15 protein-coding genes and 2 tRNA genes are annotated in these 20,497 nt (G+C 72.0%); 9 read left to right on the top strand and 8 right to left on the bottom strand.

What is annotated here, in order from left to right; genetic code table 11:
* The first annotated feature begins 8 nt into the window (after positions 1-8).
* Positions 9-2,870, top strand: a complete 2,862-nt coding sequence (locus tag FGW31_RS21775; RefSeq protein WP_142195144.1) for a toll/interleukin-1 receptor domain-containing protein — start codon at positions 9-11, stop codon at positions 2,868-2,870.
* 46 nt (positions 2,871-2,916) lie between these two features.
* Here FGW31_RS21775 and FGW31_RS21780 read toward each other — a convergent pair whose 3' ends face one another.
* Both FGW31_RS21780 and FGW31_RS21785 read right to left on the bottom strand, forming a co-directional pair.
* A complete protein-coding gene (locus FGW31_RS21780) occupies positions 2,917-3,408 on the bottom strand; it encodes a heme-degrading domain-containing protein (protein WP_142195145.1) in 492 nt (163 codons plus the stop codon).
* Positions 3,405-4,490: a Gfo/Idh/MocA family oxidoreductase gene (locus FGW31_RS21785; RefSeq protein ID WP_142195146.1), complete on the bottom strand. Its 1,086-nt coding sequence runs from the start codon at positions 4,488-4,490 to the stop codon at positions 3,405-3,407. The genes FGW31_RS21780 and FGW31_RS21785 overlap by 4 nt, the downstream gene beginning before the upstream one ends.
* Positions 4,491-4,545: 55 nt before the next feature.
* Between FGW31_RS21785 and FGW31_RS21790 the strand changes: the two genes are divergently transcribed.
* The 5 genes from FGW31_RS21790 to FGW31_RS21810 all read left to right on the top strand — a co-directional run bounded on the left by FGW31_RS21790 (position 4,546) and on the right by FGW31_RS21810 (position 10,245).
* The gene (locus tag FGW31_RS21790) at positions 4,546-5,661 is read left to right on the top strand and encodes an ROK family transcriptional regulator (protein WP_373303409.1); all 1,116 of its coding nucleotides are present in this window, start codon (positions 4,546-4,548) and stop codon (positions 5,659-5,661) included.
* Between the two features lie 319 nt (positions 5,662-5,980).
* Positions 5,981-6,835, top strand: coding sequence for a prolipoprotein diacylglyceryl transferase (locus tag FGW31_RS21795; protein WP_220510917.1), 855 nt, complete (start codon positions 5,981-5,983; stop codon positions 6,833-6,835).
* Positions 6,836-6,937: 102 nt separating this feature from the next.
* Positions 6,938-7,717 carry an HAD-IIA family hydrolase gene (locus tag FGW31_RS21800; RefSeq protein WP_142195148.1) on the top strand — a complete coding sequence of 260 codons (780 nt, stop codon included), beginning with the start codon at positions 6,938-6,940 and terminating at the stop codon, positions 7,715-7,717.
* 157 nt (positions 7,718-7,874) lie between these two features.
* Entirely contained in the window at positions 7,875-8,762 is an 888-nt protein-coding gene (locus FGW31_RS21805; protein WP_142195149.1) for a sortase domain-containing protein, read from the top strand.
* Between the two features lie 463 nt (positions 8,763-9,225).
* Positions 9,226-10,245, top strand: coding sequence for a glycoside hydrolase family 6 protein (locus tag FGW31_RS21810; protein ID WP_142195150.1), 1,020 nt, complete (start codon positions 9,226-9,228; stop codon positions 10,243-10,245).
* 72 nt (positions 10,246-10,317) lie between these two features.
* Here FGW31_RS21810 and glxA read toward each other — a convergent pair whose 3' ends face one another.
* The 3 genes from glxA to FGW31_RS21825 all read right to left on the bottom strand — a co-directional run bounded on the left by glxA (position 10,318) and on the right by FGW31_RS21825 (position 14,841).
* Complete coding sequence (gene glxA, locus FGW31_RS21815) at positions 10,318-12,258, bottom strand: radical copper oxidase GlxA (protein ID WP_142195151.1); 1,941 nt, start codon at positions 12,256-12,258, stop codon at positions 10,318-10,320.
* Positions 12,255-14,297 (bottom strand): glycosyltransferase family 2 protein, encoded by a 2,043-nt coding sequence (locus FGW31_RS21820; protein WP_142195152.1) that lies wholly within the window; start codon positions 14,295-14,297, stop codon positions 12,255-12,257. Before FGW31_RS21820 ends, glxA begins: the two co-directional genes overlap by 4 nt.
* 470 nt (positions 14,298-14,767) lie before the next feature.
* Positions 14,768-14,841: transfer RNA gene (locus FGW31_RS21825), tRNA-Lys, on the bottom strand.
* Between the two features lie 195 nt (positions 14,842-15,036).
* On the opposite strand from FGW31_RS21825, the gene FGW31_RS21830 reads away from it, so the two are divergent.
* The 3 genes from FGW31_RS21830 (at position 15,037) to FGW31_RS21840 (ending at position 18,484) form a co-directional block, all read left to right on the top strand.
* Positions 15,037-16,470: a peptidoglycan-binding protein gene (locus FGW31_RS21830; protein WP_142195153.1), complete on the top strand. Its 1,434-nt coding sequence runs from the start codon at positions 15,037-15,039 to the stop codon at positions 16,468-16,470.
* A gap of 111 nt (positions 16,471-16,581) precedes the next feature.
* On the top strand, positions 16,582-17,733 hold the full coding sequence (locus FGW31_RS21835; RefSeq protein WP_142195154.1) for an SPFH domain-containing protein: 1,152 nt from the start codon (positions 16,582-16,584) through the stop codon (positions 17,731-17,733).
* A 145-nt stretch (positions 17,734-17,878) separates the two neighbouring features.
* The gene (locus FGW31_RS21840) at positions 17,879-18,484 is read left to right on the top strand and encodes a lytic polysaccharide monooxygenase auxiliary activity family 9 protein (RefSeq protein WP_142195155.1); all 606 of its coding nucleotides are present in this window, start codon (positions 17,879-17,881) and stop codon (positions 18,482-18,484) included.
* Positions 18,485-18,559: 75 nt separating this feature from the next.
* On the opposite strand, the gene FGW31_RS21845 is transcribed toward FGW31_RS21840, so the two are convergent.
* From FGW31_RS21845 to ehuA, 3 genes are all read right to left on the bottom strand, one after another.
* A tRNA-Lys gene (locus FGW31_RS21845) sits at positions 18,560-18,633 on the bottom strand.
* A 131-nt stretch (positions 18,634-18,764) separates the two neighbouring features.
* Complete coding sequence (locus FGW31_RS21850; protein ID WP_142195156.1) at positions 18,765-19,523, bottom strand: IclR family transcriptional regulator; 759 nt, start codon at positions 19,521-19,523, stop codon at positions 18,765-18,767.
* Between the two features lie 197 nt (positions 19,524-19,720).
* Complete coding sequence (ehuA, locus tag FGW31_RS21855) at positions 19,721-20,497, bottom strand: ectoine/hydroxyectoine ABC transporter ATP-binding protein EhuA (RefSeq protein ID WP_142195184.1); 777 nt, start codon at positions 20,495-20,497, stop codon at positions 19,721-19,723.

Raw genomic sequence — 20,497 nt, forward strand, 5'->3', positions numbered from 1 at the left:
GGGATGCCGTGGGAGAGGTCGAGGCGCGAGCCGCGGCGCCGGGCGGGGTGAAGCGGCGCGACGCCTTCATCTCGTACAGCCAGCGCAAGAACGCGGCGCTCGCCAAACAGCTCCAGCGGGGCCTCGAACGGCTGGCCGTCTCCCGCTTCCGACCCATGCGGATGAGCGTGTTCCGCGATGTCACGAGCCTGCCCGCCAACCACGACCTGTGGCAGTCGATCCAGCGTGAACTGGCGCGCTCCCGCTACTTCATCCTGCTCGCGTCCCCGGAGGCCGCCGCCTCACCCTGGGTGGCCAGGGAAGTCGACTACTGGTTGCGCGAACGCGACACGGAACACCTGCTCATCGCCGTCGCGGACGGTGGGATCAGGTGGGACGACGAGACCGGTGACTTCGACTGGGAGCAGACCACGTGCCTGCCGCGGAGCCTGGCCGGCCACTTCTCGTCCGCGCCGCTCTGGGTGGACCTCCGCGAGATCGGCCAACGGAGCCAGTGGTCCCTGCGGTACGTGCCGTTCCGCGCCGCCGTCGCCACCCTGGCCGCCCCGTTGCACGGCCGGCCGAAGGAGGAGCTGGAGCACGACGACTTCCGGCAACTCCGGTTCGTCAAACGGCTGAGCTGGTCGGGCGTGGCCCTGCTCCTGGCGCTGCTCGTCCTCGCCGTCTACGGCTTCTTCGACGCAGGCAGACAGCGTGACGCGGCCGTGGCACAGGCCCGCACCTCCGCCTCGCAGGCGCTGGCCGCCCGCTCCGGACAACTGCTCGCCACCAGCCCCAACCAGGCCGCGCAGTACGCCCTGTACGCCGATGCCACCCGCTCCACCCCCGAGTCCCGGCGCGCCCTGGCCCAGGCCGTCACCGCCGCCCCTCACGCCACGCGGCGGCTGCGCGCGGACGCCGACTCCGTGACCGACATGGAGGGGGCGAGCGAACCGGCCGAAACGGACGTCGTGATCAGCGCGGACGGGACGACGGCCGCCTACCGCTCGGCGTTCGACAGGGCCCAGGGCGTACGCGTCTACGACGTGCGCTCCGCCCGGCAGTCCCGTGTGCTGCGCACCGACGGCAGGCCCAAGGCGCTGAGCCGCGACGGACGCGTCCTGGCCCTGGAGGCCCACCTCAACCGGGTGGAACTGTGGGACACCCGGACCGGCACGCGCCTCGGCACCATGACCACCGGGCACACGAAGTACCTCCCACACGCCGCGCACGGGCTCCACGCCTTCGCCCTCTCGCCCGACGGCCGGTGGGCGGCGGCCTCCCACTACACCCCTGACAGTGAGGCGTTCGTCGTCGTGTGGAACGCGTCCACCGGACGGGAGACCGGTCGCCTGCGGGTGAGTGACACCAGGGTCGGGCTGGGCTTCTCCGCCGACGGCTCCCGGATGACCCTGGTCGACAGCGGACGTCAGGAGGTCCGGCGTTTCCTCACGGGGCCGGCGCGCTGGGAGCCGGCCCGGTCGCTGCCCGGAATGACCGAAGCCCCCGCCGAAGCCCTGCGGCACAGCGAGATCCTGCTGTTCGACGGGGCGCGCAAGGCCCTGACCCGGACATCGGAGCGCGCCGAGGTGTGGGACCTGGTGGAGCGCCGCCGAATCGCCCGACGGTCCCTGTCCCCGTACGAGAACCTGAAGGTCGCCGACGGTGCGGGGACCTTCGTGATGGGCGGGCAGGACGGCACGGTCCGGCTCCACGACACCGACCTGCGGCCCGGTACGACGCTGGGCCGCCTGGTCCGGCCGGCCAGCACGGTCGCCGTGTCGGCCGACGGCACCCGGGTGGCCGCCGGCTCGTACGGCGGCGAACTCACCCTCTTCACCACCGAGGCCAGGCGGGGACAGCGTGTCGTCCTGGACGGCCGCGCGTTCACTCCCGGGGACCTGACGTCCGACGGGCGGCTGGCCGTGCGCCGGACGGAGGGACGTACCGAGTTCTGGGATCCGCACACCGGCCGCCGGCTCGGCGCGATCCCGTACGCCAACCCGTCCGTGAACGAGGAGGACACGGCGTACACGCTCAGCGAGGACAAGCGGTACGTCGGCATGAAGACCTGGGAGGGCAGCGAGGAGGGCGACAGGAGGCGGTTCGACATCTGGGACCTGCGCACCGGGCGGCGGACGGACTGCGGCCTGCCCCTCGGCAGCGTCGACGGCGTCTTCGCCTTCCTGCCCGGCGACCGGTACGTCGTCGGCCGCACGTCCGACGCCGTGGAACTGGTCGACACCCGCGCCTGCACCCGCACCCCGGTGCTCCCGGTGGAGGCGTACGGCACGCTCGCCCTGAGCGGGGACCGCAGGACGGTGGTGCACGTGGAAGGCGGTGACGTCGACGCCTGGCGCTGGGACGGCGACACCGGCTTCGAGCACGTCGCCCACACCACCGTGCCGGTCGACTCCGGCCTCGTGAACGTCCGCGTCGACCACGACGGGAGGCAGGCGGCCGTCTCCGGCACGGAGAGCCACGTGTACGTCGTACGCCTCGACTCAGGCCGGCAGGTGCGCGCCACCGGGTACCTGCCGAGCATGGCCGACGACATGGCGTTCAGCCGGGACGGCCGTCTGGTGTTCCAGGGCTTCCGCACCGCGAGCAGCCAGGGCGTGCGCGTCCTGGACGCGGACAGCGGCGACCAGCTCGACGTGTGGACCACCGACCCGCCGGCCGCCTCCGCGGCGTCCCGGACCGGGGTACAGATCGTTCCCGGCCCCGCCGACGACATCCTCGTCCTCGGCCCCGACCTGAAGATCGTGCGCCGCACGGCCGGTGTGGAGGCGTGGCGCGACCTGCTGTGCGGCCTGGTGAGCCAGCCCCTGCCGGCCGCGGAACGCGACCGTTACCTGAAGGACCTGGACGTGGACGCGCCCTGCGGCTGAGGCGCGCCACCAGGGGCAGGCCCGAGGCCCCCGGTGGCGCGTGCCGTCAGGTGCCGTCCAGGAACCGCTCCAGGGCCTCCACCACCATGCGGTGGTCCTCGAGCTGCGGAAGGCCGGAGACCGTCACCGCGCCGACGACGCCCACGCCCTCGACCGTGATCGGGAACGAACCGCCGTGGGCCGCGTAGGTGTCGGGGTCGAGGCGGGAGGACTCCTCGAACGTGGTGCCCTTGGCGCGGTGACGCGCGCCCACCAGGTAGGACGCGCAGCCGTACCGCTCGACCACCCGGCGCTTGCGGGCGATCCAGGCGTCGTTGTCGGGCGCGGAGCCCGGCAGCGCGGCGTGGAAGAGCTGCTGGCCCGCGCGGTGGATGTCGATGGCCACCGGGGCGCGGCGCTCGCGCGCCATCTCCACCAGCAGGGACCCGAGCGCCCAGGCGTCGTCGTGGGTGAACCGGCGGAACACCAGGCGGCGTTCCTGCGCCTCCAACTCCTCCACGGACGGCGTGAGTTCGGCGGACGTGCGGGGCGTGGTCACAGCGTCACCGTCACCTTCTCGCGGGCGGACCGGCGGGCCGCCTCCAGGACGTCCAGGGCGGCGGCCGCCTCCAGGGCGGTCACCGGGTTGGGGCCGCCGGCCAGCAGGGCCTGCGCCACGGCCGCGTAGTAGGCGGGGTAGTCGCCCGGCAGGGTCGGTACGGGCTCGCCGCCGCCGGTCACCGGGGACTCTCCCCCGGAGGGGGGACCCCCAACGCCGACGCGGCCCCACAGCTCCTGCGGCTCCGTGCCCCAGCCGGCGCCGGGGCGCAGGCCGTCGCGCAGGGCGGCCTCCTGCGGGTCCAGGCCGTGCTTGACGTAACCGGCCTTCGAGCCGAGGACGCGGAAGCGCGGGCCGAGCTGGGCGGTGGTCGCGGAGACGTAGAGGTGGGAGCGGACACCGCCGGCGTGCGTCAGCGCGATGAAGGTGTCGTCGTCGGTGCGCGCACCCTCGCGGCGGATGTCCGTCTCCGCGTACACGGAGGTCGCCGGGCCGAAGAGGACCAGCGCCTGGTCGACGACATGACTGCCGAGGTCGTACAGCAGACCTCCGATCTCTGCCGGGTCGCCGGACTCCCGCCAGCCGCCCTTGAGCTGCGGCCGCCAGCGCTCGAAGCGCGACTCGAACCGGTACACGTCACCGAGCCGGCCCTCGGCCAGCAGTCCGCGCAGGGTGAGGAAGTCGTTGTCCCAGCGGCGGTTCTGGAAGACGGACAGGAGCAGGCCGCGCTTCTCGGCGAGGGCCGCCAGCTCGCGCGCCTCGGCCGCCGTACCGGCGACGGGCTTGTCCACGACGACCGGCAGACCGGCTTCGAGGGCGGCGGTGGCGAGCGGGACGTGGGTCTTGTTCGGCGACGCGACGACGATCAGGTCCAGTTCGCCGGCACGGCCGAACAGCTCGTCGGGGGTGGCGGCGACGGTCACGTCCGGGAAGGCGGCGCGGGCCTGCCGCTGCCGCTCCGGGTTCGAGGTGACGACCGTGTCGAGCGCGAGGCCCTCGGTCGCGGCGATCAGCGGGGCGTGGAACACGGAGCCCGCGAGGCCGTAGCCGACGAGGCCGACGCGGAGGGGGTTGCCAGTCATGCCCCTACTTTCGCAACGCTGTTGCCAAAGTGCAAGCAGGAGAGAGAATGGCCGGGTGAACAGGACCAACGACGGCATCGGCGGGGCCCACCTGGGGGTGAACCTGCTCGCCCTGCGCAGCCACAACACCGCGCTCGTACTGGATCTGCTGCGGACCGCGGGAGCGGACGGCATCAGCCGCCTGGAGCTCGCCGAGCGGACCGGGCTCACCCCGCAGGCGGTCAGCAAGATCACGGCCCGGCTGCGGGAGGACGGGCTCGCGGCGGAGGCCGGACGCCGGGCCTCCACGGGCGGCAAGCCGCGCACGGTGCTGCGCCTGGTCCCGGAGGCCGGGCACGCGGTGGGCGTGCACCTGGACCGCGACGAGATGCGGGCGGTGCTGGTCGACCTCGACGGCACGGTGGTGGCGCGCCGGCAGGCGCCGCTGGATCTGGGCGCGGGAGCGGAGGCGGTGCTGGCCCGGGTGGCCGGTGTCGTCGCGGCGCTGCGACCGGAGCCGGCCGGGGCCGCCCGCTCCCCGCTGGGCGTCGGGGTCGCGCTGCCGGGACCGCTCGACCACGGGCGGGGCGTGCTGCACCGGGTGACCGGGTTCCCCGAGTGGGACGGCTTCCCGCTGCGGGACGCCCTGGCCGGGCGGCTCGGCGTGCCGGTGGTCGTCGACAAGGACACCAACGCCGCCGCACTGGGCCTGGCGGTCGGCGGCGAGGGCGGTTCGTTCGCCTATCTGCACCTCGGTACGGGCCTCGGCGCCGGACTGGTGATCGGCGGGAGCGTGCACCGGGGGCCGCGGACCGGGGCGGGCGAGTTCGGGCACCAGGTGGTGCAGCTGGACGGGCCGCCGTGCGGGTGCGGCGACCGCGGCTGCGTGGAGGCGCTGTGCCTGGGCGCGGTGGCGCGCGGCGACGTGCGGGAGGCGGCGCGGGTGCTGGGCGCGGGCGCGGCGAACCTGGTCGGGCTGCTGGACATCGACCGCGTCCTGCTCGGCGGACGCACCGTCGAGTCGGCCCCGGAGACCTTCGTGCGCGGCGTGCAGGCCGTGCTGGACGCCCGCGCCCGGCGCACCGGCGACACCGCGGTCCCGGTCCGCGTCGCCTCCGGCGGCGGCCTCGGCGTCGCGGAGGGCGCGGCCCAACTGGTGCTGGCGCCGATGTTCGGCCGAGGGGACGCCTGAGCCGAAGGGGACGCCGCGGTCGATGGAGACGCCCATGTCGAAAGGGACGCCGCGGTCGATGAGGACGCCCGCGGTCGACGGGGACGCCCATGGTCGAAAGGGACGCCGCGGTCCAAGGGTTCGCGGAGTGCGGGCGGGGACCCACGGAGTACGGGGGGCCCACGGAGTGCCGGCGGGGCCTGTGGAGTGCGGCGCCGGCGGGCGGGTTGCCCCCCGTGTTCCCGCCTGGGCCGAACGGGCGGACGTGTGACCCGGACGGGCGGGGGCGACCCGGTACCGGGAAGCGGAGGTGCCGGGCGTGCGGCAGGGTCATGTGATCATGCGACTCTGCACGCTCGTCTCCCTCGGTCTGGCGGCGGCGGTGACCGTCCTTCCCGGCGCGGCACCGGCGTACGCACAGACACCGCTGCCCGCCTGCGCGCCCGAGGAGGACCACACCTTCCCGCTCACCGCCCGCATCCACGGCGGCCCCGCCTCCTACCCGGCCGGCGGAGGCTTCGGCACCTGGCGGCTGGAGCTGACCAACACCACTGGGCGCACCTGCACCGGCATCCATCCCGTCGTCGTCCTGGTCGACCAGAAGCGGGCGTTGCGGCCCTCGCAGCCGCAGCTGGAGTTCTACGACGGCCGGCGCCCCCACCCGGTGCGCTTCGAGGCGACCGACCAGGACGAACTCGTCGGTGTCTTCGCCGCCGAGGACGCCGGCTTCCCCGGGTTCACGGTCGGCGCCGGGAAGACCCTCTCCGTCAAGGTCCGCCTCGCGCTCACCTCGGACGCCGTGGCCAACGAGGTCACCGCCAACGCGGCCGTCGTCCAGCGCCGCGAGAACGACGGCGACTGGGTCGGCCAGTCGAACGACTACCGCTTCCGCATCGACCACGCGACCCCACCCGAACCCCCGTCCACGTCCGAGTCCCAGCCGGACAAGGACAAGGACGACGGCACAGGTACGGACGAGGGCCCAGGCACAGGCACGGACCCGGGCGCAGACACAGGCACGGACCCGGGAGCGCGACCGGACCGGCTGAGCGGCGGCCTCACCGACGGCCTCCCCGACGAACTCGCCGCCACCGGACCCGGCCGGGCCCCCGTCCTCGCCGCCACCGCCGCCGCGTCCGCCGCCTCACTGCTCACCGGCGCCCTCGCCGTGCTGCTGTCCCGTCGGCGCCGCTGACCGCGCGCGCCGCACGCCGCGTCGTATCGGCCATTCCCTCAAGATCCGGGTCTGTTTAGGCTGAAGCGCACGCAGGACCGCGTACGGCAGGAGATCCCGCACATGGCAGACCGCAAGCCGATCGAATCATGGCTCACCGACATGGACGGGGTGCTGATCCACGAGGGCGTACCGATCCCCGGTGCCGACGCCTTCATCAAGAAGCTCCGCGAGTCGGGCAGGCCGTTCCTGGTCCTGACCAACAACTCGATGTACACCCCGCGCGACCTGCACGCACGGCTGCGCCGCATGGGCCTGGACGTGCCGATCGAGAACATCTGGACCTCCGCGCTCGCCACCGCCCAGTTCCTGGACGACCAGCGTCCGAACGGCTCGGCGTACGTCATCGGCGAGGCCGGTCTGACCACCGCGCTGCACGACATCGGGTACGTCCTCACCGACCACGAGCCGGACTACGTCGTCCTCGGTGAGACCCGTACGTACTCCTTCGAGGCCATGACGAAGGCGGTGCGTCTGATCAACAACGGCGCCCGCTTCATCGGCACCAACCCCGACGAGACCGGCCCCTCCACCGAGGGGCCGCTGCCGGCGACCGGCGCGGTGGCCGCGCTGATCACCAAGGCGACCGGCCGGCAGCCGTACTTCGCGGGCAAGCCGAACCCGCTGATGATGCGCACCGGGCTCAACACCATCGGCGCGCACTCCGAGAGCAGCGCGATGATCGGCGACCGCATGGACACCGACGTGCTGGCCGGCATCGAGGCCGGGATGCAGACGTTCCTGGTGCTCACCGGGCTGACCCGGCCCGAGCAGGTGGAGAACTTCCCGTACCGGCCGTCCAAGGTCGTCGACTCCATCGCGGACCTCGTCGACCTGATCTGACGCCGCCCGTCCGCCCTCCCCGTACGCCTGCCGCTTCACTCGGACGGAGTAGTCGTCGCGCGTACGGGGATGCGGTGCCGGACCCGGCGGGCGACCCTCCAGATGTCTGGAGGTGCACGATGGGTTCCCTGTCACTCACTCTCCGTGCGAGCTGACCATGGTGCGCGACGGATGCGAGGAGCAGCAGGAGTACGAGAAGCACCACGAGTGCGAGAAGCACCACGAGTGCGAGGAGCACCGGGAGTACGAGAAGCGCCACGCGTGCGAGAAGCATCAGGAGTACGGAAAGCATCAGGAGTACGGAAAGCATCAGGAGTACGGAAAGCCTCAGGAGTACGAAAAGCACCAGGAGTACGAGGAGTGCGCGGAGCACGGTTCGTCCGGGCGCGGGCGGCTGCTCGCCGGCGTGGCCTGGGTGGTGCTGCTGCTCGCCCTGTGGCTGTGGGGGCGCGGTCCGGGCGAGGTGTCGACCGGGGCGTCGGAGGCGACCACCGGTGACATGGCGGCGGCCGGGCGGCCGCCCAGGACCGAACGGCCCGCCGCCACCGGCCCGTTGGGCGCCGCGGCACCGCTGCGCCTCGACATCCCCGGCCTCGGCGTGCGGGCACCGGTGGTTGCCCTCCGCCCGGACGGCCGTGGCGTCCCGCGTCCACCGGCGCCGCCGTCCGGCCGGCCGGACGAGGTCGGCTGGTACGCGGACGGAGCGGCCCCCGGGACGCCCGGCACCGCGCTGCTGGCGGGACACACCGGCAGCGGCGCCGGGCCCGCCGTCCTCCACCGGGTGAGCACGCTGCGGCCCGGCGCGGAGATCCGCGTGGCCCGCGCGGACGGCACGGTCGCCGAGTTCACCGTGGAGCGCGTCGACGTCGCCACGCCGGACAGCGAGGCCGGGGCCGGCGTGCACCGCGTCGGAGCCGAAGCGGTGCAGCGCCCGGCGCGGGCCGAACTCCGGCTGGTGGCCTGCGCGGTGAGCACCGGCCCGGCGGGCGGCGGCTGCACGGCCGACGTCGTCGTCTCGGCGCATCTGACCGGAACCGGACCCTGACAGGCCCGAGGAGAGGCCGCACCCGGCCCCTGACCAACCCGCGGAAGGAGCACGCCCGGCCCGGTCGGCGCCCCGCTCCCCGGAGGCCGCCGACCGGGCTGGTCCTCGACCGCGCGGGCACGGGCCGCGGGAGTGACCCGGCAGACCGCGCGGGAGGCCGCGATGGCCCAGGGCGCGCACGAGCACCGGCCGGAACGGGCCCGGCCGGGGTCGGTGGCACGACTCTAGAGGGACGGACGGGCCGGGCGCAGGGGTGATTGACGCCAAGTTGCCGCACGGTAGCGGTTGGTGATCATTGCAGGTGGGGGTGGTCGGCGGCGGGTGCGGGGCCGGCGACGTCCGACCGGCCGCGTGGGCTGTAACGGCTCGCGGACAAGGCACGCTCGGCCTCGTGGGCGTACCGGGACGTATGTCAGGATTGAGGCTCGAAGCACATGGACCAGGTACACCCAAGGGGGGTTGGATGTACGGCACCAGGGGGGTCGGGGCGTTCGCCGGGGGGCGGACGTCGGCAGTGGTGCTGGGGGCGGCACTGCTGCTCACAGGGTGCTCCTCCGACGGCGACGACAAGGGGGACAAGGGGGGCGCGGCGATCACACAGCAGCCGAAGGAGGCCGACCCGTACTGGGTCAACCCCGACGGCGTGGCCGCGCGGAAGGTCGCCGAACTGACCGAGGACGGCAGGAAGAAGGAGGCCGACCGGATCCGCAGGATCGCCGAACAGCCGGTGGCCGAGTGGATCAGCCCGGAGAACGCCGAGGAACAGGCGCGCGGCTTCACCGAGGCCGCCGACGAGGTGGGCCGCACCGCGCTGCTCGTCCTCTACAACATCCCGCACCGCGACTGCGGCCAGTACTCGCAGGGCGGCGCCGCCGACGGCAACGCCTACCGCGCCTTCGTCGACGCGGTCGCCCGGGGCATCGGCGACCGCCCGGCCACGGTCATCCTGGAGCCCGACGCGGTGCTGCACCTCGTGGACGGCTGCACCCCGCAGCAGTTCCACGAGGAACGCTACGACCTCCTCCAGGGCGCCGTCGCCACGCTCAAGGGCCTGAAGAACACCAAGGTGTACCTGGACGCGGGCAACGCCGGCTGGGGCAACCCGGACCAGATCTTCGACCCGTTGAAGCGGGCGGGCATCGACCGCGCCGACGGCTTCGCGGTGAACGTGTCGAACTTCTACTCCACCGAGGACTCCATCGCCTACGGCAAGGAGCTGTCCGCCAAGGTCGGCGGCAAGCACTTCGTCATCGACACCAGCCGCAACGGAAACGGCCCCTACACCGGCGGCGACGCGGACGAACGCTGGTGCAACCCGCCCGGCCGCGCGCTCGGCGAGACCCCGACGGTGAAGACCGCGGACCCGCTGGTCGACGCCTACCTGTGGGTGAAGCGGCCCGGCGAGTCGGACGGCGAGTGCAAGGGCGGCCCCAAGGCCGGCGAGTGGTGGCCGAAGTACGCCCTGGACCTGGCCCGGGGCTGAACGCGCCGGGGCGCGGGAGCGACGCGGCCCGCCGCGTCGCTCCCGCGCCCTTGGACGCCGACCGAGGTGCCGCTACGGCACCTTGACCCACTGGGCCTTGCTGGGCGTGCCGTCGCCGTCGTTGACGAACAGCATGTACCAGCCCGACTGCACCAGGTTCTTGTTGTCCGGCACCGTCACCGTGAGCCGGTCGCCGTCCGCCGTGAAGTCCAGCGCGACGGACCGCTGGTCGACATCGGTGACATGGGTCGAGGCGCTCGGCCGGATCAGCCGCACGCTCTTCACCGACGCGGCGTCCTTCGAGGTGAACGTGCCGGACTCACCGCGCGCGATGGTCTTCGGCCCGCCCGACAGGTCGGGCTGCTCGTTGTCGCCGTACAGGTAGGGCGGGGTGTAGATCTCGATGCGCTGCTCGAACTCGCCCGGCTTGGTGTTGGCCTTGTCCGCGTAGAGCGAGTCGGAGCCGAAGAACATCACCCGGCCGTCGGGCAGCAGGATCGACCCCGAGTGGTAGTTGCGGCCCACCAGCGGATCGGCGACCCGCTTGAACGTGTTCGTCTCCGTGTCGTAGATCCGCGCCTGGAGGATGTTGGAATCGCTGCGGCCGCGGTAGTCCTCCGAGCCGCCGGAGACCAGCACGTCGTCGTTGGGCAGGATCGACGCCTGCGGGTAGCGGGTGCCCTTCTCCAGCGACGGGCCGTCCACGAACTTCGGGTCGTCCGCCTTGAGATCCACGATCCGGGTCTTCTCGCTGGACAGCCGGGACTCGCCGACCCCGCCGCCGCCGATCACCATGTACTTCTCGTCCTGCGCGGGCGGCAGCAGCACCGTCCCGGACGTCTCCATCATGTCCGGGTCGCTCAGCCCGGGCACCTTGGTGAACGTGTTGGTCTCCACGTCCCAGACGCCCGGCTCACGTCCCACGTCGTCCGGCCCGTAGCCCGCGTTCGAACCCGAGTAGAAGACCTTGCCGTTCTGCATCAGGAACAGCGCCGGATACGTCGGGAACTGGCGGACCTTGTCGGTGTAGGCCCACTCCTTGGTCTCCGGGTCGTAGATCTCGTTCTTGCCCGGGACAAGCTGGCCGATGTCGTCCAGCCCGGAGACGCTGAGGATCCTGCCGTCGCTCAGCGTGGTGAGCGTCGGATACCAGCGGGCCTCCTTCATCGGGTCGACCTTGATGTACTTCTCGGCGACCGGATCGAACTCGTACGCGTCGCGGATCCCCTGGAAGTCCTTCTTGTCCAGGGCGAGCTTCTCCGCGATGCCGTACGTGTTGCGGGCGTCGAGGCCGGTGAGGCCCTGCACCCGGTAGTTGTCCTGCGTGCCGGTCTCGTACTTCGCGCCCTCCCGCTGCGCCTCGACGTAGATACGCCCGACGCCCGGCGTGTTGCCCAGGAACTCGCCGGTCTCCTCGTCGAAGTTCTTCTTGGCGCGCGGGACGAGCACCGGGTCCTTGGAGACGAACGTCTTGCCGTTCTCCTTGCCGGTGAACTTCGTCCCGGCGGGCAGGGTGATCGGCTCGTCCGGGTTCTCGTTGTGGACGAGCATCAGGCCGCCGGCCTTCTTCACATCGCCCTTGAGCTTCTCGTACCGCTTGGTGCCACCCGCGATCAGCAGGTTGCCGTTGGCCAGCTGGGTGTGACCGGTGCAGAACAGGTCGGTCGGCGTCGGCACCTTCTTGATGGTCCCGTTGACCGGGTCCCAGATCCGGGTGTCGTACTTCTTCGCGTCGAAGTTGTCCTGGTTGTTGCCCGACCCGGCGACCAGCAGCACCTTGCCGGTGCGCAGCAGCGCCGCGTGGATGGTGTTCTGCCGGTACTCCTCCGGGAACTCGACGATCTCCCACTTGCCGTTGGCGGCTTTGTACTCGGGCTGGTCGATCTTGTACTGGTGGTACTGCTCGGAGCCGAAGCGGTACAGCCACGGCCCGTTCATTCCGGCCAGCGCGAGTACCACCGCCGTGCCTATCGCGAGCCGACGGGCGCGACGGCGGCCTGCACGGTCCTTCATTCCTTACGTCCCCCAAGTCCACCAAGGGCGATCTGCATGGTCTGGTCGTCCACGGGGGCGCCACCCCCGGTGCCCGCGGGCCCTCCGTACGAGGCGGCCCAGCCGGGCCGGTCCTGCGGCGGGTGCGGCGCGTAGTGCTGCTGCTGCGGCATCCGCGGCAACTGCTGCGTCGGCGTCTCCTGCGCCGGTGCCGGTGCCGGTGCCGGTGCCGGCGGCCGGCCACCGGCGGCGTGCGCGCCCGGCTTCCGCCGGTCCTGCCGCATGCCGTGCCGCCAGGCGAACATCGGTGCGGCGGTGATCAGCAGGGCGAAGGTCGCCCAGATCACCATCGCCGGGTGGGCGTTGCCCTGGACGACGCCCGCGGCGATGGAGCCGGCGAAGATCAGGATGAAGTACCAGTGGTAGCGGAACGTCCCGAACCAGGTGTCCGGGCTGGCCGAGTCACCCTTCGGGGTGACGACGAACTTGCTCTTCCTGCGCAGCACCGAGTCGATCAGCGCCTTCGCGTAGAGCGGCGCCGACAGCGCGGACATCACCATGCCGGCGACACCGCCGGAGCCCTCCGGCTCGTGCGGCGAGACGTTGTGCCGGCGGTTCCACACGTACAGGCCGATCTGCAGCGCGGAGGCGTTGCCGTAGAGCATCAGCCAGACCACCGGGTCGATGTTCACACCCGAGGCGCCCGCGCCCAGGAACAGCGCACAACTGAGCGCCGCCAGGATCCAGTTCAGCGCCGACATCGGATAGAAGATGATCATCATCGTGTAGTTGAAGAGCTTGCTCGGCGGCAGCGAGTACCAGCCCTTCCAGTACTGCTTGAGGATCGTCTCGTACGTACCGCGCGACCAGCGCATCTGCTGGGTGAAGAAGTCGGTCCAGGCGTTGGGTCCCTCACCGACCGCGAGGACGTCCGGGGTGTAGACCGAGCGCCACTTCCGGCCCGTCGCCGGGTTCTTGGCGCGGTGCATCTCGAAGCCGGTCGCCATGTCCTCGGTGATCGAGTCGTACAGGCCGCCGATCTGCTTGAGCGCCTTGATGCGCACCGCGTTGGAGGTGCCCACGAACATCGGCGAGCCGTAGCGGTTCCCGGCGCGCTGGATCAGCGCGTGGAAGAGGAACTGCTGGGACTCGGCCGCCTTGGTGACGAAGTTGTCGTAGTTGCCGTACACCTGCGGGCCGATGACGAAGCCGACGTCCGGGTCGCGGAAGAAGCCGAGCATCCGCTCCAGGTAGTTGGGCAGCGGCACGTGGTCGGTGTCGACGGAGGCGAAGAAGTCGTAGTCGTCGCCGTGCGCGTCCAGCCAGGCGTTGTAGTTGCCGTGCTTGGTCTTCGCGCGGTGCGGGCCCTTGGCCTGGTTCCACTTGGCGACACCCTTGCGGGAGAAGTGGCGCACTCCGAGGCGCGCGCAGACCTCCTTCACCTCCGGGTCGTCGCCCTCGTCGAGCAGCCAGACGTGCATCAGGCCCCGGTGGCGGATCCTCACCGCCGCCTCCAGCGTCTTCGTCACCATCTCCAGCGGCTCCTTGCCGGGCACGAAGGAGGTGAGGAAGGCGACCTTGGTGCCGGTCTCGGGCACCACCGGGACCGGGTCGCGGGCGACGAGCGTGGCGTGGGCGTTCGACAGCACGTTCATGCAGCGGAAGAACTCGATCAGCCCGATCGAGACGAGCATCACGACGTCGAGGGCCGGCAGCCACGCGAACGCCGGGTAGTCACGCTCGGTCCAGTGCGACGGCTGGAGCAGCCACACCAGCAGCACCAGCGACAGCACGGGGGCGGCGGCCAGCATCAGCGCGATGCGGATGCGGTGCGGCTCCTGCGATATCAGCGAGCGGTACTGCACCCGGTACGGCTTGTTCGGGTCGGGCTGGGTGAGGGGACCGGCGAGCCTGCTGTAGTGCTCGTAGTCGTATCTCGGCAGCGTCTTCTTGATCCGCCGGAACGCTCCCGTGTTCCAGTTCCGATGGGAGGGCACCCTGAGCTGAGTGGTCTGGGACGGGTCGTCGTCCCTCCGGGCGCCCGTCGGCGTCGAGGTCATGAGTCATCCCCCCACACGCGGTGGTCGCCGCGTGTTTCGTCGCTTCCTTCCGCCCGGGGCCGGTTCCCCTCGACCTTCACGGACGTGTCAATGGTTGACCGCTGTCACCACGTCACCCACACCTTATAGACACGGTGCAGCGCTCCTCCGGTTGCAGGATGCCCCCCTCGGCATCACTTCAAGGACGGGATCCCCCAAGACGTCCCGCACCGTGGCAACCGGTCCCTTACCCCCCAACAGCCGCGAAACGGCAGCTACTTGAAAAACCCAGGTTCTACGGTGCGCATCATGATCGCAAGATGCGAAACACGGTGTTCACCGGTCATATGTGCCCATTGTGACCACTGAGGGGGACCGGAGGGGCCACTGTTCCATACGGGGGGCGAGAGGGTTGCGCTCAATGGGCGCGAGAGGGAATCCGGCCAAAAAGCGACGGGCTCCTCGTGTGCACGAGGAGCCCGTCCTGTCGGTGCGCCGCCAGGGACTCGAACCCCGGACCCGCTGATTAAGAGTCAGCTGCTCTAACCAACTGAGCTAGCGGCGCGCGCTGACGGCACAACTCTACAGGCCCCCGGAGGGTGCCCCGGACCCCCGGCGGCCGGGGCCGCACGGGCGGGCCGCCGCCGACCGCCGCCTTTACATCATTCGGACCGTCAGCATGCGCACCGGGAAGACAGTTGCGAAACTGGCCGTCGTGCACAGGCGCGGAGGAACGGACCGGAAATGTGAGGGGAATCGCATGGAGTCTCCGGTATTCGAGGAATTCGATCCGGCGGCGGACTGCGACTGCCCCGGCTGCGCGCATTGGCGGCGCGTGCTGCCGCATTCCGCGGCGGGCCGCTTCCCGGGTCATCCGGCGGCGCGCCGCACCGCCGCCGTGGTGGCCGCGCTGACCACCGCGGCGATCATCGCGCCCGCCGTCCCCGCGGTCGCCGCCCCCCACGCCCGGCACCCCGCCGATCCCGGCGTTCCCGCAGGTGACGGGCCCGGGACGCCGCAGGGGAAGAAGGCGCCGCTGCACGGTCCCGGCGGGCAGGCGGCCCCGCCCGCGAGCCCCGCGAGGGCGCCGCTGATCAGCCGCGCCGACATCATCGAGCGGGCCCGGAGCTGGGTCGCGCAGAGGGTTCCGTACAGCGTGAGGTCGTACTGGTCCGACGGTTATCGGCAGGACTGTTCGGGCTATGTGTCGATGGCCTGGAAGCTGCCCGGAAACGAATGGACCGGAAGTCTCGGAAAGTACGCGGAGCGCATCACCAAGGACGAACTCCAGCCGGGCGACATGCTGCTGTTCCACAATGCGTCCGACCCCCACAACGGATCCCACGTCGTCCTTTTCGGCGGCTGGACGAACTCCGCGCGCACGCACTACGTGGCCTACGAGCAGACCCGCCCGCACACCCGTCGCGCGACCACTCCGTACGCCTACTGGAGCAACTCCGCGCGCTATGTGCCGTACCGCTATCTGGGGGTGACCGACGGTACGGCGGGCGGCGGAGCCGGCCCGGCGACGGATGCCGTACCGGCCCGTACGCCGTTCCCCGGAGTGGCCTATTTCGGCCCCGGCGCGCACAACAGGTACGTCGCCGAACTCGGCCGGATGCTCGTCCGCCGGGGTGCCGGGCGCTTCTTCGCCGCACCGCCGGGCCCGCGCTGGACGGACGCCCACCGCAGGGCGACCCGGGCGTTCCAGGAGGCGCAGGGGTGGCGCGGGGCGGCCGCGGACGGGCTGCCGGGGCCGCTGACGTGGGAGCTGCTGGTGACGGGAACGGGCCGGAACATCCCAAACGGAGCTTCCGCTTCCACCTTGCCGGGCCTGCCGTCGGGCCACTCGCCGAGCCTGCCGGCCGGTCACTCGTCGGGCCTGCCGGCGGGCCACTCGCCGGGCCTGCCGGCGGGCTCGCCGGGCGGTGCCTCCGGCCCGTCGTCCCACGGGGTGCCGGGCTATCCGGGCCGGGCGCCGTTCCGTCCCGGAGCCGTCAACGACCACGTGACCCGGCTCGGCAGGCAGCTGGTGAAGAAGGGCTTCGGCCGGTACTACACGACGGGGCCGGGACCGCGCTGGAGCGAGGCGGACCGCCGCAACGTGGAGGCGTTCCAGCGTGCCCAGGGCTGGCGGGGCGGCGCGGCCGACGGCTGTCCGGGCCCGGAGACCTGGCGGCGGCTCTTCTCCTGACCCCACCCAGACGCGTGGCCCACCCCGGCCACGCCCCATCCGGGCGCCAGGCCCTTCCGGGCGCCCACGTCCCCCGATGTGACGCATCTGGCGCGGAGGCTGGAGGCACGCATGACCACGACGACGTCCCACACCCCCGAACACGTCCCGGAGCCCGGAGGGCCCGCGGACGGTGCGGCGGCCGCTCGTCCGGTGCGGCTCATCCACACCGAGTCCACCACCGAGATCCCCGTTCACCTGCTGTTCCGTGACGATCCCGGCCCCGCGGCGGTGCGGCTGCGCCCGGCGGTCGTCACCCGCCGGCCGGGCGCGGGCCGCCGGGACGGGCCGGGCGCGGGGGCCGGCGCCGCGCGCGAGTGGCGTCCCGCCGTGCCCCGGATCGACCCCGATCTGGTGGAACGGCCGGCCCGGGTGCTGCCCGGGGCCGCGGGGCTGCTCGCCGGGGCGTGCGGGGCCGCCGGCTGCCTGGCCACCTCGTGGTGGGCGGGCGTGCTGCCGCCGGCCGCGAGCGAGGCGCTCGGCCTGGTGGCACGGACGGGCACCGGCGGGCCAGGTCCCGCGCAGTGGGCGGCGTACGCGGCGGCCGGGGCCCTCGGACTGTTCGGGTTCTGCGGGCTGGCCCGCGGGCGGACCGGGCGGGCCTGGGTGCTCGGCCTGTTCGGCCGCTACCGGGGGACCGTCCGGCGCACCGGGCTGCTGTGGGTGAACCCGCTGCTGCTGCGCCGCCGGGTCGACGTGCGGCTGCGGCACTGGCGCGGCGAGCCGATGCAGGCGGCCGACCGCGGCGGAGTGGCCCTGCGGGTGGCGGTGCTGGTGGTCTGGCGGGTGCGGGACACCGCGCGGGCGACGCTCGCCGTGGAGGATCACGAGGCGTATCTGCGGGCGTGCGTGGAGGCGGCGCTGCTGCGGGTGCCGATGGCGGCGCCGGGCGCGGGGCGGGAGACGACGGAGGCGGCGCAGGACGCGCTGACCCGGCTGGTGGCGGCCGACACCGCGCCGGTGGGGGTGGAGGTGTTCGCGGTGCGGCCGGTGCGGGTGGAGTACGCGCCGGAGGTGGCCGCCGCGATGCATCGGCGCAGGATCGCGGCGCTGGACGCGCAGCACCGGGCGAGTGTGCTCGGCTCGGTGGTGGATTCGGTGGAGGACACGGTGACCCGCCTGACGACGCGGGGCCTGGTGGAGCTGGACGACTACGAACGCAAGGTGCTGGTGAAGGACCTCACGGTGGCGTTCTGCGCGGGACGGGCCGAGCCGGGGCCGTGACGGCGCCGTCCCGTGCCTCGAAGCGTTCCGCGAACAGTCCTGCGATTGGTATGGACATGTTCAATCCGCGGCCATAATCTCAGACTTGGTCTAGACCTACCTGCACGGCTCACTGAAACTCCCCACGTTCACCAGGAGCGGCAGCATGCGCACACGGACCAAGATGTACGCAGCCGCCGTGGGGCTGGCCACGACCGGAGCCCTCGTGCTCTCCTCCGGTGGTGCCAGCGGCCACGGCTACACCGACCTGCCGGTCAGCCGGCAGAAGCTCTGCCAGAACGGCACGGTGACCAACTGCGGCGCCATCCAGTGGGAGCCGCAGAGCGTCGAGGGGCCGAAGGGCTTCCCCGCCTCCGGTCCCGCCGACGGTCAGCTCTGCTCGGCCAACAACACCCGGTTCGCCCAGCTCGACAGCCCGCGGACCCCGTCGGGCGGCGCCTGGCCCACCACCCGGGTCACCGGCGGCCAGGACTACACCTTCCGGTGGCAGTTCACGGCCATGCACGCCACCACCGACTTCAAGTACTACGTCACCAAGCCGGGCTGGAACCAGAACCACAACCTGGCCCGGTCCGACCTCAACCTGACCCCGTTCCTGACGGTGCCCTACAACGGCCAGCGCCCGCCACAGACCCTCTCGCACAGCGGTCGCCTGCCGTCCGGCCTCAGCGGCCACCACGTCATCCTCGCGGTCTGGACGGTCCACGACACCGGCAACGCGTTCTACGCCTGCTCGGACGTCACGTTCTGAGGACTCCCGGGGACCGGCCCGCCGGACCCCGGGCACGACAAAGGGCCTCTCGCTCCCACGAGAGGCCCTTCCAGGTGCGCCGCCAGGGACTCGAACCCCGGACCCGCTGATTAAGAGTCAGCTGCTCTAACCAACTGAGCTAGCGGCGCATGACTCCCGCCGTCCGCTTCCGCGGTCGGCGACGGAGAAAATACTACCCGGTGTGCGGGGGTGCTCCCGACCACCGCCGGCGGGAGCACCGTGCGCACCCGTCGGCGGTGGTCGGGAGCCCTCCGGGCGTCTAGATCGTCAGCGACAGCAGCACCGGTGCCGCGTTGCGGTTGAGGGTGTCCGCGGCCCGGCGCAGCCGGTGGGCGTGCTCGACCGGCAGTGACAGGGCCAGGCAGCCGACCGAGGAGCCGGCCGTGATCGGGACGGCCGCGCAGACCGTGCCGATCGCGTACTCCTGGAGGTCCAGGACCGGCACCGTCGGCGGCTGGGACGCCAGCCGGGAGAGCAGCAGCTTGTCACTGGTGATCGTGCGCGAGGTGAGCCGGGCCATCTTGTGCCGGGCCAGGTGGTCGCGCCGGCCGTCGTGGTCGAGCTGGGTGAGCAGGCTCTTGCCGACCGCGGTGGCGTGCGCCGAGCAGCGGAAGTCCACCCACTCGTTCACCTTCGGTGTGGCCGGGCTGTCGGCGTACTGGGTGACCTTGACCTCTCCGTCCTCGTAGCGGCTGATGTAGACGGCGGCGCCCACGGAGTCGCGGAGCCGGTCCAGGATCTGCTGGAGCTGTTCGCGCAGCGCCCCCTCGTGTCCGTGTGCCGATCCCAGGCGCGTGAACGCCGCCCCGGTGGCGTAGGTGCCGTCGGCGATCTGCTCGACGTAGGCCTCGCGGCGCAGCATCCGCAGGAGCGTGGTCAGTCGCTCCGTGCGCAGGCCGGTCTCGCGGGCGATTTCCGTTTCGGTGACTCCTGTGGTGTGCCGTGCCACCGTCTCCAGGACGCGCAGCGAGTCCTGGACCGAGTGGTACGACGCGTTCGGCTCGTGCCTCAGCGCCACGGTTTCCCCCTGCGCTCGCTCTTGGGGCCGCAATCCGGTCAGCGAATCCCTTCCACGATAGCGGTCAAAGACCTTTCGGGAAGCGGCTGTTGACGAGATCGCGGCCCCTCCGAACTGCGGCGCCGACCTTCTGGCACATGCCAGAGGGATGACCCAAGGCGGGGACCTCGGGCGTTGCCGGTCTCACACCGGCGTGGTCACAGGACCGCGCTGAGGAATTCCCGCGTGCGGTCGTGCTCCGGCTCGCTGAAGATCTTCTCCGGCGAACCCGACTCGATGATCCGGCCCGAGTCGAACATCAGCACCTGGTCGGAGATGTCCCGGGCGAAGTTCATCTCGTGCGTCACGCAGAGCATGGTGATGTCGGTGGACCGGGCGATGTCCCGCAGCACGTCGAGCACGCCCGCGACCAGCTCCGGGTCCAGCGCCGAGGTCACCTCGTCCAGCAGCAGCACCTGCGGCCGCATCGCCAGCGCCCGGGCGATCGCCACCCGTTGCTGCTGCCCGCCGGACAGCTGCGAGGGGTGCTTGTGCATGTGCTCGGTCAGCCCGACCAGCTCCAGCAGCTCCCGCGCCCGCTCCTCGGCGGCGTCCTTGGACATGCCGAGCACGGTGACCGGCGCCTCGGTGATGTTCCTCAGCACCGTCATGTTCGGGAACAGGTTGAACTGCTGGAACACCATCCCGATCTTCTTGCGGACCTCGCGGACCTGCTTCTCCGGCGCGGGGAAGAGCTGATCGCCGTCGACGGTGATGGTGCCCTCGTCCGGCTTCAGCAGCGTCATCAGCAGCCGCAGGATCGTGGTCTTGCCCGAACCGGACGGCCCGATCAGCGTGACGTGCTTGCCGGCGTCCACGGAGAAGTCCAGGTGGTCCAGGACCGTGTGGTCGCCGAACCGCTTGGTGACCTGCTCGAGGCGGATCAGCTCACCGGTGCTCCGGCGCGGGTCGGGCTTGCTGTCGGTGGGGTGCAT

Origin of the sequence: Streptomyces calvus (genome assembly GCF_006782915.1) — a bacterium.
In the GTDB taxonomy this organism is placed as follows: Bacteria; Actinomycetota; Actinomycetes; order Streptomycetales; family Streptomycetaceae; genus Streptomyces; species Streptomyces calvus.

What these genes read in the sequence shown, in the direction of transcription:
- ehuA (WP_142195184.1), bottom strand. Translation starts at nt 20,497, where the DNA reads ATGCACCCCACCGACAGCAAGCCCGACCCGCGCCGGAGCACCGGTGAG.
- FGW31_RS21785 (WP_142195146.1), bottom strand. Translation starts at nt 4,490, where the DNA reads ATGACTGGCAACCCCCTCCGCGTCGGCCTCGTCGGCTACGGCCTCGCG.
- FGW31_RS21840 (WP_142195155.1), top strand. Translation starts at nt 17,879, where the DNA reads ATGCGCACACGGACCAAGATGTACGCAGCCGCCGTGGGGCTGGCCACG.
- FGW31_RS21830 (WP_142195153.1), top strand. Translation starts at nt 15,037, where the DNA reads ATGGAGTCTCCGGTATTCGAGGAATTCGATCCGGCGGCGGACTGCGAC.
- FGW31_RS21795 (WP_220510917.1), top strand. Translation starts at nt 5,981, where the DNA reads ATGCGACTCTGCACGCTCGTCTCCCTCGGTCTGGCGGCGGCGGTGACC.
- FGW31_RS21800 (WP_142195148.1), top strand. Translation starts at nt 6,938, where the DNA reads ATGGCAGACCGCAAGCCGATCGAATCATGGCTCACCGACATGGACGGG.
- FGW31_RS21810 (WP_142195150.1), top strand. Translation starts at nt 9,226, where the DNA reads ATGTACGGCACCAGGGGGGTCGGGGCGTTCGCCGGGGGGCGGACGTCG.
- FGW31_RS21835 (WP_142195154.1), top strand. Translation starts at nt 16,582, where the DNA reads ATGACCACGACGACGTCCCACACCCCCGAACACGTCCCGGAGCCCGGA.
- glxA (WP_142195151.1), bottom strand. Translation starts at nt 12,258, where the DNA reads ATGAAGGACCGTGCAGGCCGCCGTCGCGCCCGTCGGCTCGCGATAGGC.
- FGW31_RS21805 (WP_142195149.1), top strand. Translation starts at nt 7,875, where the DNA reads ATGGTGCGCGACGGATGCGAGGAGCAGCAGGAGTACGAGAAGCACCAC.
- FGW31_RS21820 (WP_142195152.1), bottom strand. Translation starts at nt 14,297, where the DNA reads ATGACCTCGACGCCGACGGGCGCCCGGAGGGACGACGACCCGTCCCAG.